This is a genomic window from Cognatishimia activa (genome assembly GCF_026016445.1).
GTDB lineage: Bacteria > Pseudomonadota > Alphaproteobacteria > Rhodobacterales > Rhodobacteraceae > Cognatishimia > Cognatishimia activa_B.
The window spans coordinates 2,904,865-2,919,045 of record NZ_CP096147.1; the positions used below are offsets into that span (position 1 = coordinate 2,904,865).

A 14,181-nucleotide genomic window follows, 5' to 3' on the forward strand; every position below is an offset into this window, starting at 1 on the left:
CTTCAGGTGTAAGCAATGAACAGCAGAATTGCGCCTAGTGCGATGCGATAGATCACATAGGGTGTGAAGCTAACGGATTGCAGCAAGCGCATCATGATCTTCAGTGCAAGTAGAGCTGAGAGGAACGCGAGGCCAGTCGCGATCAACGCATCTCTGGCTTCTGGGCCTGTCAGCTGAAGTCCGGTGTCGAGCAGCAAGTAACCACCGCTGGCGATGATGGCTGGTATGCTCATCAGCATGGCGAGTTTAGCGCTGCTGCGGCGATCATATCCCAAGGCGCGGGCCCCGGTGATTGTTATGCCGGAACGGGAGGTGCCAGGGATCAGCGCAATCGCCTGCCACAGGCCCATTATGATTGCGTGGCGAAGGGTCCACTCGTTATCGGTTCTCTCAGTCGCACCGCGTTGATCCATCCACCAAAGCAAGATGCCAAATCCCAGCATGGTCCAACCGATGACTGCCATCGAGCGCAACATATCGTTCAGACCTGTTGCAGCGAGAAATACACCAAAGAGAACCACGGGAATGGTCGCGATAATTAAATGCAAGGCAAGCCTTGCGCCCTGGTCATCTGTCTGGCCTCTGGCGAGTTTGGGTAGCCCCGTCAGCGCCTGACGAACATCTGACCAAAAATACAGAACCACTGCTCCTAGTGTGCCCACATGAACGCTCACATCTAGGAATTGCCCCTGATCCTCTGCGCCCAGCGCATTTGGGAGCAGGATCAGGTGCCCAGATGACGAAATGGGCAGGAATTCTGTGATGCCTTGAATGACAGCTAGAAGAATCAGATGGTAAAGCGCCATGGAGATGTCCGAAATGTCTTTGAATTCTCCTATAAACCACCGGCGAAAATATGACAGAACCTATTTAGGTCCGATTCGGATTTAAAAATGTTGATATTTTTCTTCCTAAAGATTGAATATGGGTGAAAAAAGCAAAAATAGGTAAACTGTTCTGACTTTTATACCTATCAAGCTTTGTTTAGACACAACGCAACCCAGAATTTGCAGGAGGCAGCGACGTGGCCAAGCAACCCATGCTGAAATTCGTGTCTGTAGATCGTGACATGCCCGCGAAACGCGAGGCGGACGAGCGCAACAAGGATTTCAATGAAATCTATGCAACCTATGCGGAAGCCAAGGCGGAAGAGCAAGCCAGCCGTTGTTCGCAATGTGGCGTGCCGTATTGCCAATCACACTGCCCATTGCACAACAACATCCCGGATTGGTTGCGCCTGACGGCAACTGGACGATTGGAAGAAGCCTATGAGGTTTCTCAGGCAACGAACACTTTCCCAGAGATCTGCGGTCGCATTTGCCCTCAAGATCGTCTGTGTGAAGGCAACTGTGTGATTGAACAGTCAGGCCATGGCACTGTCACCATCGGTTCCGTTGAAAAATACATCACCGACACCGCCTGGGAAAACGGCTGGGTAAAGCCGATCACTCCACTGGCGGAGCGTTCTGAAAGCGTTGGAATCATTGGCGCTGGACCAGGTGGCCTGGCAGCGGCGGACTTCCTTCGTCGTCAGGGTGTACAGGTCACTGTTTATGACAGCTATGATCGCGCTGGTGGTCTGCTGACTTATGGCATCCCGGGCTTCAAGCTGGAAAAAGACGTGGTGATGCGCCGGAATGAACAGCTGGAAGCTGGCGGTGTGACCTTCAAGATGAACTGCACAGTTGGCAAAGACATCTCCTTTGACGACATCCGCAAGGTGCATGACGCTGTGATCATCGCAACTGGCGTATACAAGTCTCGTGATCTGCAAGGTCCGGGTGCTGGTGCCGCTGGCATCGTGAAGGCGTTGGATTATCTGACAGCCTCCAACCGACTGAGCTTTGGCGACACTGTACCAGAGTTTGAAAGCGGTGAGCTGAATGCCGAAGGCAAGAAAGTTGTTGTCATTGGTGGTGGTGACACAGCGATGGACTGTGTGCGCACTGCGATCCGTCAGGGCGCGACCAGCGTGAAATGTCTCTATCGTCGCGACCGTGCAAACATGCCTGGCTCTCAGCGTGAAACCCAGAATGCTGAAGAAGAAGGTGTGATCTTTGAATGGCTTGCGGCGCCGAAAGGCTTCACTGGCGATCCGGTGAATGGCGTGATGGTCCAGCGCATGCGCCTTGGTCAGCCCGACGCATCTGGCCGTCAGTCTCCTGAGGTGATCGAGGGAGCAGACTATGTTGAGGAAGCGGATCTGGTCATCAAGGCGCTGGGCTTTGAACCTGAAGACCTGCCGACGCTCTGGAATCAGCCCGAGCTGGAAGTGACACGCTGGGGTACCGTGAAAGCGGCCTTCACCACTGGTGCGACTGATCTGGATGGCGTTTATGCGGTGGGTGACATTGTACGTGGCGCGTCTCTGGTGGTCTGGGCGATCCGCGACGGTCGTGACTGCGCCGAGGCTATCCTGAAAAAGTTCGATGCCGCGAAAGCCATCGCAGCCGAGTAATCCAAGGAATTGACCCGGAAGGCGCCAATTGAACTGAGCACCGCCGGGCTGACATGTGACCTACCGAATTGGGGAAGGGTTCAAGAATGACAAAGTACGACGAAAATTGGGTCCGCGACGAAGAAGCTAAGCGGAAGTATATGGCCGAGAACGGCCTTTATAGCGAAGCCGAAGAGCACTCTTCCTGTGGCGTCGGCCTTGTTGTGGCCGTGGACGGTCAGAAAAGCCGAAAAGTTGTTGAGGCGGGTATCGACGCGCTGAAAGCCATCTGGCACCGCGGCGCGGTTGATGCAGATGGCAAAACAGGTGACGGCGCGGGCATCCACGTCGATATCCCAGTGCCCTTCTTCTATGACCAGATCAAACGCACAGGTCACGAACCACGCCAGGACGAATTGGTGGCGGTTGGTCAGGTTTTCCTGCCACGCACTGATTTTGGTGCTCAGGAAACTTGCCGGACAATCGTTGAAAGCGAAATCCTGCGGATGGGCTACTTCATCTACGGCTGGCGTCACGTGCCTGTGGACATCACCTGCCTCGGTGAAAAGGCAAACGCAACACGCCCAGAGATCGAACAGATTCTGATCTCGAACTCAAAAGGTGTCGACGAAGAGACATTTGAGCGTGAACTCTACGTGATCCGCCGCCGCATCGAGAAAGCGGCGCAGAAAGCAGGTATTGGTGCTCTCTACATCGCGTCCTTGTCTTGCCGTTCGATTATCTACAAAGGCATGATGTTGGCTGAACAGGTTGCGGTTTTCTACCCAGACCTGATGGACGAGCGTTTCGAATCCACGTTCGCGATTTACCACCAGCGTTATTCCACCAACACCTTCCCGCAGTGGTGGCTCGCACAGCCGTTCCGCATGCTGGCTCATAACGGTGAAATCAACACGCTGAAGGGCAACCTGAACTGGATGAAGTCACACGAAATTCGTATGGCGTCTGACTATTTCGGTGACCTTGCTGAAGATATCAAACCGATCGTGCCGGGTGGGGCCTCTGACTCCGCCGCGTTGGATGGCGTCTTTGAGGTTCTGGTACGTGCTGGTCGTAAAGCGCCGATGGCGAAGACAATGCTGGTGCCAGAAAGCTGGTCCAAACAAGCTGTCGATCTGCCGCAAAGCTGGATCGATATGTATTCCTACTGCAACTCCGTTATGGAGCCATGGGATGGCCCTGCTGCGCTGGCGATGACAGATGGCCGCTGGGTTTGTGCCGGTCTTGACCGGAACGGTCTGCGTCCAATGCGCTATGTCGTAACAGGTGATGGCCTGCTGATCGCGGGATCTGAAGCGGGCATGGTTCCGATTGACGAGGCATCTGTCGTTGAGAAAGGTGCGCTTGGTCCGGGTCAGATGATTGCTGTCGACAAGGCTGAGGGCAAACTCTACCGCGATACCGAGCTGAAAGATCAGCTTGCCAATGCGCGCCCATACGGTGAATGGGTCGGCAAAATCCGTGATTTGGATACCGAGCTGAGCAAGGTGACTGAAAAGCCTCTGTTCACTGGCGATACTCTGCGCGATCGTCAGATCGCTGCTGGTTACACCATCGAAGAACTGGAGCAGATCCTTTCGCCAATGGCTGAGGATGCGAAAGAAGCTTTGGCTTCCATGGGTGACGACACACCGAGCGCGGTATTGTCCAATAAGTACCGCCCATTGAGCCACTTCTTCCGCCAGAACTTCTCTCAGGTGACAAACCCCCCGATCGACTCGCTGCGTGAATATCGCGTGATGTCGCTGAAGACGCGTTTCGGTAACCTTAAAAACGTGTTGGACGAAGATGGTAGCCAGACAGAAATTATTCTGCTGAACAGCCCGTTTGTCGGCAACGCTCAGTTTGAAACTCTCCTGGAAGCTCTTGACGATACCGTTGTCCGTATTGACTGTACTTTCCCAGCCGGAGGTGAATCTGGCGCGCTGCGTACGAATCTGGAACGCATCCGTGCTGAGGCTGAAGATGCCGTTCGTGCAGGTGCAGGGCACATCGTTCTGACTGACAAAGATCAGGGTGCAGACCGCGTTGCCATGCCCATGATCCTTGCGACTTCCGCGGTGCACAGCCATCTGACCCAAAAGGGTTTGCGGACATTCTGTTCTCTGAACGTCCAGTCAGCAGAGTGTATCGATCCGCATTACTTCGCGGTCCTAATCGGTGCCGGTGCAACTGTTGTGAACGCTTACTTGGCAGAGGACTCTCTGGCAGATCGTATCCAACGTGGCCTGCTAGATGTCGATCTGACAACGGCTGTTGCGCGCTATCGTGAAGCGATTGACGCTGGTCTTCTGAAGATCATGGCGAAGATGGGTATCTCTGTGATTTCCTCTTACCGTGGTGGCTTGAACTTTGAGGCCGTGGGTCTGTCCCGCGCCATGGTTGCAGAATACTTCCCTGGTATGACATCCCGCATCTCCGGCATCGGTGTTTCCGGTATCCAGAAGAAGGTCGAAGAAGTGCACGCGAAGGGCTTCCTGTCTGAGCAGAACGTTCTGCCAATCGGTGGCTTCTACAAAGCACGTAAATCTGGTGAGACCCACGCGTGGGAAGCACAGTCCATGCACATGATGCAGGCAGCTTGTAATCGCGCCTCTTTCGAGCTGTGGAAGCAATATTCGGCGAAGATGCAGAGCATGCCGCCAATCCACCTGCGCGATCTGTTGGACATCAAAGCCATCGGTAAGCCTGTTCCGATTGAAGAAGTGGAAAGCATCACATCGATCCGTAAGCGTTTTGTAACGCCGGGCATGTCCTTGGGCGCGCTCTCTCCAGAGGCGCACAAGACCCTGAACGTTGCGATGAACCGCATCGGCGCGAAATCTGACTCCGGTGAAGGTGGTGAAGATCCGGCACACTTCGTACCTGAGCCAAACGGCGACAACCCATCTGCGAAGATCAAACAGGTTGCGTCGGGTCGTTTTGGCGTGACTGCTGAGTACCTGAACCAGTGTGAAGAGCTGGAAATCAAGGTTGCTCAGGGTGCGAAACCGGGTGAGGGCGGTCAGCTGCCGGGCATGAAGGTGACAGACCTGATTGCGCGTCTGCGTCACTCCACCAAAGGTGTGACTCTGATCTCACCTCCGCCGCACCATGACATCTATTCGATCGAAGACTTGGCTCAGCTGATCTACGATCTGAAGCAGATCAACCCGACTGTGAAAGTCACCGTGAAACTGGTGGCCTCCTCTGGTGTGGGCACAATTGCGGCGGGTGTTGCGAAGGCGAAAGCTGACGTGATCCTGATCTCCGGCCACAACGGCGGTACAGGTGCATCCCCGGCGACCTCGATCAAATACGCAGGTCTGCCATGGGAAATGGGCCTGACTGAAGCGCACCAAGTTCTGGCCATGAACAACCTGCGTGAGCGCGTGACACTGCGGACCGATGGTGGTCTGCGCACAGGTCGTGACATCGTCATGGCGGCAATGCTGGGTGCTGAAGAATATGGCATCGGTACAGCGGCGCTGATCGCGATGGGCTGTATTATGGTTCGCCAATGTCAGTCCAACACCTGCCCTGTTGGCGTCTGTACACAGGACGAAAGCCTACGTGAGAAGTTCACCGGCAACGCCGACAAAGTTGTAAACCTGATTACGTTCTATGCTCAGGAAGTGCGTGAAATCCTCGCATCCATCGGCGCGCGTTCTCTGGACGATGTCATTGGCCGAGCTGATTTGCTCGCGCAGGTATCTCGTGGCTCCGCGCATCTGGACGATCTGGACCTCAACCCGCTTCTGATCACTGTCGATGGCGCATCCGAGATCGTTTACAACCGCGACAAGGATCGCAACGCGGTGCCTGACACGCTGGATGCGGAAATCGTTCGTGATGCTGCGCGCTTCCTGAATGACGGTGAAAAGATGCAGCTGTCTTATGCGGTGCAGAACACCCACCGGACGGTAGGTACGCGCACCTCAAGCCACATCGTTCAGAACTTCGGCATGCGCAATACGCTGCAGGAAGACCACCTGACCGTGAAACTGACAGGCTCTGCTGGTCAGTCTCTGGGGGCATTTGCGGCTCCGGGCCTTAAGATCGAAGTGTCTGGTGATGCGAACGACTACGTCGGCAAGGGCCTCTCTGGCGGTACCGTTGTGGTCCGTCCACCGATGAACTCTCCGCTGACAGCGGCTGAGAACACCATTATCGGCAACACCGTGCTTTACGGTGCAACGAATGGATACCTCTTTGCGGCCGGGCGCGCAGGCGAGCGTTTCGCGGTACGGAACTCCGGTGCAACAGTTGTTATCGAAGGCTGTGGCGCTTGCGGTTGTGAATACATGACCGGCGGCATCGCGGTGATCCTTGGCACTATCGGCGCAAACTTCGGTGCGGGTATGACCGGTGGCATGGCCTATCTTTATGATCCAGAAGGCACTTCGCAGCCGGTCATGAATATGGAGACATTGGTCACCAACCCCGTCACCGTCGAGCACTGGGAATTGCAGTTAAAGGGTCTGATCGAGCGTCACCTCGCAGAAACAGGGTCTCGCAAAGCCGCAGATATTTTGCAGCATTGGGACACAGAGAAAGCGAACTTCGTGCAGGTTTGCCCGAAAGAGATGCTGAACAAGCTTCCGCACCCGCTCAGTCAAGAAAACGCAGCTATTCCAGCGGAATGAGTTGAAACCACATACAAAGCCCCGCGATTTCGCGGGGCTTTTTGCTTGTCGATCTATAAGGCATGATCCTTGCGAAACGCCGATGCATTCACTATCCCATTTGGGAAGAGCAGTGGCTGAACGATGGCAAAGACAGCAAAGAAAACCAAAAAGAAGAATACAGAAACCTGGCGCCAGCGTCAGGGCAAACGTCTTCGGCGCGCAATCCTGCGTAGCGTCGTCTGGGGTTTTTCACTGTTTATTTTCGCGGTTTTGATTTTCACGCTCTTTAACCCACCTACGACGTGGACGATGTATTCCGAAAACAGCCGACTGGGCCGGTTGGATCATCAGTGGGTCCCTATCGAAGAAATTGCCCCGGTGATGGCGCGTTCCGTTGTGGCCGCAGAGGATGCAAACTTCTGCGATCATTGGGGTTTTGACGTCAATGCAATCCGCGCTGCCATTGAAGATGGTGCGTCGCGTGGCGCGTCGACGATTAGCCAGCAAGTGGTGAAAAACGTCTACCTTTGGCAAGGCCGCAGCTGGGTGCGAAAAGCACTGGAAACCGGGATTACGCCCTTCGTGGAAATGGCCTGGAGCAAGCGGCGTATCTTGGAGGTTTATCTCAACGTCGCGGAATTTGATGAGGGTGTTTTCGGAATCGAAGCCGCATCACGACACTACTTCGGGGTGGGCCCTGAAGACTTGTCCGCGAGCCAGGCCGCGCGCTTGGCGACGGTTCTGCCCAACCCCAAGGGCCGTTCTGCAAGCCGCCCTTCTCAGTCTCAGATCAGACGAGCGTCGTCGATTATGGATGGCGCGGCAACCATTGATCGGGACGGACGGGCTGCCTGTTTTCAGTGACCTGAGGCGGCGGAAATCGGAATAGCGAGTTGAATCTATCCGCGGTTTTCGGCAATTAGGAATGAGTTTCCAAAGAAGTTGGTTCGCACATGGCTCGATTGTTCCACGCCCCCCTGTCTCCGTTTTGTCGCAAGGTTCGCCTGAGTCTTGCTGAAAAGAAGATCGAATGTGAGTTGGTGGAAGAGCGCTATTGGGAACAAGACCCTGATTTCATGCGGCGCAATCCGGCAGGCAAGGTGCCGATCCTAAAGATCGATGGCAAGATTTTGACCGAAAGCGCAGCGATCTGCGAATACCTGGAAGAGCTGCACCCTGAACCTTCGTTGATGCCGAAAGGACCGGAGGCACGCCATGAAGTGCGCCGCCTCATTGGTTGGTTCGACGACAAATTTCACAGCGAAGTGACGAGTAAGCTTTTGAATGAACGCGTTTACAGAAAGCTTCAAGGCACAGGCTATCCTGACAGTTCGAACGTGAAAGCTGGCTCTAAAGCGATCAAATACCATTTGGACTATATGGCGTGGCTGCTCGACCATCGTCGCTGGTTGGCAGGTGATAATATGACGCTGGCCGATTTCGCGGCCGCGGCGCATCTCTCGTCTTTGGATTACATCAGCGATGTGGATTGGAACCGCTCCGAGGCGGTCAAAGACTGGTACGCCAAGATCAAGTCACGCCCTGCATTCCGGTCTATCCTAGCGGATCAAATTCCGGGCTTCCCACCTCCGCCGCATTACGCTGATCTCGATTTCTGAGGATCGAAGCAGTGGACCTCCAAGCACGGCTGGTAGCAGAAGCAGAGGCGATTGGATTTGACCTCTGCCGTATTTGCCGACCAGATGCGGTGCCACAGGTGCCAGAGGGCCTAAGAGGGTTTCTAGAAAAAGACTATCACGGTCAGATGGGATGGCTGGCAGATCGTGTGCATTGGCGTGAGAATCCCGCTGCGCTTTGGCCTGAAGCGCAGTCCGTCATCATGCTGGGTGAAAGCTACACGCCTGATCACGACCCACGTGCAGTGCATGATATGGCAGACCGAGGCGCGATCTCGGTTTATGCTCAGAACAAAGACTACCATGACCTCGTGAAGAAGCGCCTGAAACGTCTGGCCCGATGGCTGATTGCTGAGGCTGGCGAAGATATCGAGGTCAAGGTCTTTGTTGATACCGCTCCGGTACCAGAGAAGCCTTTGGGGCAAGCTGCTGGACTGGGCTGGCAGGGCAAGCACACCAATCTTGTCAGCCGTGATTTGGGCAGTTGGTTCTTTATTGGCTCTGTCTTTACAACGCTGAAATTAGATACTGATCCAGCGGAAATCGATCATTGTGGCTCTTGCCGTGCCTGTCTGGATGCCTGCCCAACTCAAGCGTTTCCAGCGCCCAATCAGATTGATGCGCGTCGGTGCATTTCCTACCTCACCATTGAACACCACGGGCCCGTAGATGAAGAGCTGCGGCCCCTGATGGGCAACCGCATTTATGGCTGTGATGATTGTCTCGCGGCGTGTCCTTGGAACAAATTCGCTGTGGAAGCCCGCGAGGTTCGGTATCATGCTCGCGATGATCTGGCTGCGCCTAAACTCGCAGAGCTTGCCGCCTTAGATGACGCAGCATTCCGAACCAAATTCTCTGGCAGTCCGATAAAACGGATTGGCCGTAACCGCTTTGTCAGAAATGTGCTCTATGCGATGGGCAATTCGGGGCACGAAAACTACCTGCCTCAAATCGAGGCTTTGATCCAAGATCCGGATGAAACAGTCTCTGACGCTGCACAATGGGCGCAGCGTCAATTACTTTCGCTAGGCTCTTAGCTTCTCTTTGCGAAAATACCTCGGGGTGAGGCCACAGGCCGAAGGGCAGAGCCCCTCTTTTATCCAGCCCGCTTAGGCAAAACCCAATCAGGACGCGGGAAGTGACAGGTGTAGCCGCCTTTGTTCTTCTCCAGGTAATCCTGATGGTATTCTTCGGCTTCCCAAAAGTCGCTAACGGGCTCCAACTCAGTCACAACTTTGCCCGGCCATAGACCAGACGCGTCAACATCCGCGATCGTGTCCTCAGCCACGGCTTTCTGATCATCATTCACATAATAAATGGCTGAACGATAAGAGGTGCCGATGTCATTGCCCTGACGGTTTTTGGTGGTCGGATCGTGGATCTGGAAAAAGAATTCCAAGATCTTACGATAGCTGGTTTGGGTCGGATCAAACATAATCTCGATCCCTTCAGCATGGGTGCCGTGATTGCGATAGGTCGCATTTGGAACATCACCGCCTGTATATCCCACGCGGGTTGAAACGACGCCTTTTTGACGGCGTATCAGGTCTTCCATTCCCCAGAAACAGCCACCTGCCAATACTGCACGTTCTGTCATGTCACATCCTCTACTTGATCGAGATAGGCACCATAGCCTTCAGCTTCCATTTCATCGCGATGAACGAAGCGCAATGAGGCGGAGTTTATGCAATAGCGCAGCCCGCCACGATCCACCGGTCCATCTGGGAAGACATGGCCCAAATGGCTGTCACCGTGTTTTGAGCGCACTTCCGTGCGGATCATGCCGTGGGTGGCATCGTGGTGTTCGGTGACGTTGTCGATGGGTTTTGTGAAGCTCGGCCAGCCACAACCGGATTCATACTTATCCGAGCTGGCGAACAGCGGCTCGCCAGAGACCACATCCACATAGATGCCGGGCTCTTTGTTATTGAGAAGCTTTCCCGAGCCGGGACGCTCAGTACCATTTTCCTGGGTGACCCAATATTGCTCATCGTTCAGGTTGGCGATGGCATCGGGGTCCTTGCGATATGTGCTCACGCGGGGTCTCCCTTTTTCGTTTCCACGCCCATTAGATGGAGTGGGGCGCGGAAATTCAAACGGATATTTCAATGGGGTGACCGCTATGTGATCTGGGTCTTATGCGGCCAGTGCGGCATCCATAAGCCGTTTGATTTTTTTGGAGCTGGTGTCGGCTACGATCCGGCCAATCTCTGTATCGCCTTTCAGTGCCACCAAGGTTGAGCGGCGCGGAATCCGCAGAGATTTTACCAGGTCAGAGCGCCCATACTGGTCCCAATCTACATCGATAAAAACGATTTTCTCATCATAGTTGGGATTTTTTGCCTTCAGAGATTTGATCACCCTTTCTTGCGCGCGACAGGTTGTGCACCAATGGGCTTTGAAATCGAGAAAGACCGTATCGCCCTGATCAAGGTGTTTTTTCACCAGTCCAGGTGTGTATTCAACCGAGGCAAAGCTCAAACTCGGAAGGGCGATAGCGGCGCCTGAAAGCGCTAGAAAATGACGGCGAAACATAGAAACCTCCGTTACAGGGATACTGAGAAATCAACGAGCCAAGGCGGCAGCGTGTCTAACAGCCATCCCTCGACAATATGGTGGAGTTGGAACAGCAGCGCTGCCCCGACGATAAGAAAGACGATGCCCATGATCGGGCGGGCAGCGACGGCAATCTTGCGCATCAGGGCCTGATTGCGTTGCAGGGCGCCGCGCGCGCCATATCCGAGCGCCAGGATGATGGTGGAGACGCCGAGCGCAAAGAACACCATGATGGCGGTCGCGTAACCGAGGTTTTCCCCCTGGCTGGCCAGAGAGATCGCACCGCCAAGGGTTGGGCCAATGCAGGGGCTCCAGACAGCGCCGAGCAGCAGGCCTCCTACAAACTGGCCTCTCAATGAAGAGCGGTCGATTTGATCTAACTGATGGTCAGCCCGTGATGAAACACCGGCGGTTGCCGTGGTGAAGGCAGCTGAGAAACGGGGCACTAACAGGATGAAACCAAAGCCGATCATCAGCACCGCGCCTGCCTGCGCAATGGTGTCGACGGTGAGGCCGATGGCATAGCCAAAGGTAGTAACCAGCATGCCCAGAACAACAAATGAAATGCTCATCCCGGCTGCGATTGCCAGGGGGCCGTGTCGGCTCGCTTGCAAAGAAGTCGCCAAAACGATCGGTAGCACCGGCAAGACGCAGGGGTTGATCAAAGTCAGCAATCCAGCAGCATATGCAAAGACAAAATCCATGGCGGCAACATGCCGAAACTGACAATTGATGTCATGCAAAAGCTGGAATGTATGGCTTCAACATTCCGTGTGGGATTAGTCATAATCCGTGAGTTGGTCTGCTCAAAATGTTCCTTTTTGGCTGTTTTTGAGGACCCGATTTTGTTCCAGTATTAGTCGCGTGATTAGGAGTGAGCCATGGCCAAAGATTTAGAGATTCTACCAAGCGTATGTCCATTGGACTGTCCGGATACCTGCAGCCTGTCCGTGGAAGTCACGGATGGTGAAATCACCAAGGTGCGTGGCTCTACTGCCAATAGCTATACGGGAGGTGTGATCTGCAACAAAGTCGCGCGTACTTACGCTGAATTTGTGCATGGTCCCAATCGTCTTACGCATCCCATGAAACGCGTTGAGGATGGGTTTGAACCTATCTCTTGGGACGAAGCGCTCGAACTGGTTTACGAAGGCTTCACCAAGGCCATTCAGGACTATGGATCTGAGGCCGTTATGCCTCTGAACTATGCAGGCCCGCATGGTGAACTGGCCGCTGCTTCCATGGACATGCGGTTCTTCTATCGGCTTGGCGCAACGCAACTCGCTCGAAAACCGCTTTGCGGCGGTGTGCGTGGTGCCGCCTATTCCAGTCTATTTGGCTCTACACCGGGCATGCCACCTGCGCAGGCTATTCACAGTGATCTGGTCTTGGTTTGGGGCACCAACGTGACGGTTGCAAACCTGCACTTCACGCGCGTGCTCAAAGACGTGCGTCGTGCTGGGGGCAAAGTGGTTGTAATTGATCCGAAGCGCATCAAGCAGGCGGAACAATCGGATATGTTTTTGCAGATCAAGCCCGGCACTGATGTTGTGCTTGGCTTGGCGTTGGCTGCGGAGTTACAAAAAAGAGCTGCGCTTGATGAGGCCTTCCTGAAAGAATGGGCGCTTGGCGCAGAAGAGTATTTGGCACATGCGAACCAGTATACCATTTCCGATGCAGCTGAGATTTGCGGTCTTGAACTGTCTGACATCGAAACGGTTTTGGATTGGATTGTGTCGGCTAAAAACATTGCCACCAGCGTTGGCGTCGGCCTCGAACGCAGCGCCTCTGGCGGAGCCGCTTTGCGTGCAGCCATGTCTCTGAATGCCCTCACCGGTCATCATGGTCGGCTCGGAGCGGGTGTGATCAGCAAGTCTGGTGCCTTTGTGTCCAAAACTGCAGAGACTCTACAGGCGGAGCATTTAAACCCCAACACAAGGGTTGTGAATATCCTGGACACGGCGCGGGTGATTTTGGATCGCGATGCTGAAACGCCAATCGGCGCGGTCATGGTCTATAACCACAACCCGGTTGCCACCCATCCTGACCAACGAAACATGATCGCGGCGCTGAGCCACCCGGATGTATTCACTGTAGGTTGCGATGTGGCGTTGACCGACAGCATGAAGCTCTGCGATGTGATCCTGCCTGCCTGTACGCATTTTGAACATGACGATATCTACGGGTCTTACGGCCACAACCATGTGCAACGAGCAGCACCTGTGATTGCACCGGTTGGGGAAAGCCTGCCCAACACAGAAATCTTCCGCCGTCTCGCGGCAAGATTTGGATTTGATGAGGCTGAATTCCGAGCCACCGATCAGGAGTTGATGGATCAGGCGATGACTGATCTTGGGGTTTCGCCCAGAGATTTCCCATTGGATCATTCGAAATTTTATGGGGGCGAGATTGGCGAAGAGGGTATTCTGTGCGCGACACTTGCACCGAGCACTCCGTCGGGCAAAATCGAGCTGTTCAGCGCGGACTTGGAAAACCGTTTTGGCGCTGGGCTACCGCAGTTCCAACCTGCAGAGAAAGCCATGCCTCTGACCTTAATTACTCCCGCGTCTGACAAACGGATCAACGCGACCTTTGGGGGCTGTTCTCCTTCGGAAGGCGTTGAGCGGTTGGAAATGCATCCAGATGACGCCAGGGCGCGTGGACTGACAGATGGCGAGGATGTGCTGCTGTGGAATGCGCTCGGTGAAGTCGCTCTTACTTTGCAGGTCACCGATGCGATGCAATCTGGTGTGGTCTATGTCCCCAAGGGTGCTTGGCTGGCCAGCAGTGCGACAGGCATGACCGTCAACGCGCTGATATCCGCGGATAGCCGCTGTGATCTGATCGATGGCGCCGCTTACAACGACACTTATGTGGATGTGCGCGCAATTTAGATTGGACTGTGGTAACTGCTGATAAACCT

The 14,181-nt window shown here is 54.5% G+C and carries 11 protein-coding genes; 6 read left to right on the forward strand and 5 right to left on the reverse strand.

Features of this window, described 5'->3' with window-relative positions; genetic code table 11:
- Window positions 1–2 precede the first annotated feature (2 nt).
- Complete coding sequence (locus tag M0D42_RS14490; RefSeq protein ID WP_265019319.1) at window positions 3–806, reverse strand: undecaprenyl-diphosphate phosphatase; 804 nt, start codon at window positions 804–806, stop codon at window positions 3–5.
- Between the two features lie 218 nt (window positions 807–1,024).
- Here M0D42_RS14490 and M0D42_RS14495 point away from each other — a divergent pair, with 218 nt between their 5' ends.
- The 5 genes from M0D42_RS14495 to queG all read left to right on the forward strand — a co-directional run bounded on the left by M0D42_RS14495 (window position 1,025) and on the right by queG (window position 9,739).
- The gene (locus tag M0D42_RS14495) at window positions 1,025–2,458 is read left to right on the forward strand and encodes an NAD(P)-dependent oxidoreductase (RefSeq protein ID WP_265019320.1); all 1,434 of its coding nucleotides are present in this window, start codon (window positions 1,025–1,027) and stop codon (window positions 2,456–2,458) included.
- Between the two features lie 86 nt (window positions 2,459–2,544).
- Complete coding sequence (gene gltB, locus M0D42_RS14500) at window positions 2,545–7,083, forward strand: glutamate synthase large subunit (protein ID WP_265019321.1); 4,539 nt, start codon at window positions 2,545–2,547, stop codon at window positions 7,081–7,083.
- 123 nt (window positions 7,084–7,206) lie between these two features.
- A complete protein-coding gene (gene mtgA, locus M0D42_RS14505) occupies window positions 7,207–7,929 on the forward strand; it encodes a monofunctional biosynthetic peptidoglycan transglycosylase (protein ID WP_265019322.1) in 723 nt (240 codons plus the stop codon).
- Window positions 7,930–8,018: 89 nt separating this feature from the next.
- Window positions 8,019–8,684, forward strand: a complete 666-nt coding sequence (locus M0D42_RS14510) for a glutathione S-transferase family protein (protein ID WP_265019323.1) — start codon at window positions 8,019–8,021, stop codon at window positions 8,682–8,684.
- Between the two features lie 11 nt (window positions 8,685–8,695).
- Complete coding sequence (gene queG, locus M0D42_RS14515; RefSeq protein ID WP_265019324.1) at window positions 8,696–9,739, forward strand: tRNA epoxyqueuosine(34) reductase QueG; 1,044 nt, start codon at window positions 8,696–8,698, stop codon at window positions 9,737–9,739.
- 59 nt (window positions 9,740–9,798) lie between these two features.
- On the opposite strand, the gene msrA is transcribed toward queG, so the two are convergent.
- The 4 genes from msrA to M0D42_RS14535 form a co-directional block, all read right to left on the reverse strand.
- Window positions 9,799–10,299: a peptide-methionine (S)-S-oxide reductase MsrA gene (gene msrA, locus M0D42_RS14520; protein ID WP_265019325.1), complete on the reverse strand. Its 501-nt coding sequence runs from the start codon at window positions 10,297–10,299 to the stop codon at window positions 9,799–9,801.
- Complete coding sequence (gene msrB / locus M0D42_RS14525; RefSeq protein WP_265019326.1) at window positions 10,296–10,739, reverse strand: peptide-methionine (R)-S-oxide reductase MsrB; 444 nt, start codon at window positions 10,737–10,739, stop codon at window positions 10,296–10,298. Before msrB ends, msrA begins: the two co-directional genes overlap by 4 nt.
- A 99-nt stretch (window positions 10,740–10,838) precedes the next feature.
- A complete protein-coding gene (locus tag M0D42_RS14530; protein ID WP_265019327.1) occupies window positions 10,839–11,237 on the reverse strand; it encodes a thioredoxin family protein in 399 nt (132 codons plus the stop codon).
- An 11-nt stretch (window positions 11,238–11,248) separates the two neighbouring features.
- On the reverse strand, window positions 11,249–11,962 hold the full coding sequence (locus M0D42_RS14535; RefSeq protein ID WP_265019328.1) for a cytochrome c biogenesis CcdA family protein: 714 nt from the start codon (window positions 11,960–11,962) through the stop codon (window positions 11,249–11,251).
- 177 nt (window positions 11,963–12,139) lie between these two features.
- Here M0D42_RS14535 and M0D42_RS14540 point away from each other — a divergent pair, with 177 nt between their 5' ends.
- The gene (locus M0D42_RS14540; RefSeq protein WP_265019329.1) at window positions 12,140–14,152 is read left to right on the forward strand and encodes a molybdopterin-containing oxidoreductase family protein; all 2,013 of its coding nucleotides are present in this window, start codon (window positions 12,140–12,142) and stop codon (window positions 14,150–14,152) included.
- Window positions 14,153–14,181 lie beyond the last annotated feature (29 nt).

Coding starts and splice junctions, on each gene's coding strand:
- M0D42_RS14490 (WP_265019319.1), bottom strand. CDS start 806: ATGGCGCTTTACCATCTGATTCTTCTAGCTGTCATTCAAGGCATCACA.
- gltB (WP_265019321.1), top strand. CDS start 2,545: ATGACAAAGTACGACGAAAATTGGGTCCGCGACGAAGAAGCTAAGCGG.
- mtgA (WP_265019322.1), top strand. CDS start 7,207: ATGGCAAAGACAGCAAAGAAAACCAAAAAGAAGAATACAGAAACCTGG.
- M0D42_RS14510 (WP_265019323.1), top strand. CDS start 8,019: ATGGCTCGATTGTTCCACGCCCCCCTGTCTCCGTTTTGTCGCAAGGTT.
- msrA (WP_265019325.1), bottom strand. CDS start 10,299: ATGACAGAACGTGCAGTATTGGCAGGTGGCTGTTTCTGGGGAATGGAA.
- M0D42_RS14530 (WP_265019327.1), bottom strand. CDS start 11,237: ATGTTTCGCCGTCATTTTCTAGCGCTTTCAGGCGCCGCTATCGCCCTT.
- M0D42_RS14535 (WP_265019328.1), bottom strand. CDS start 11,962: ATGGATTTTGTCTTTGCATATGCTGCTGGATTGCTGACTTTGATCAAC.
- M0D42_RS14540 (WP_265019329.1), top strand. CDS start 12,140: ATGGCCAAAGATTTAGAGATTCTACCAAGCGTATGTCCATTGGACTGT.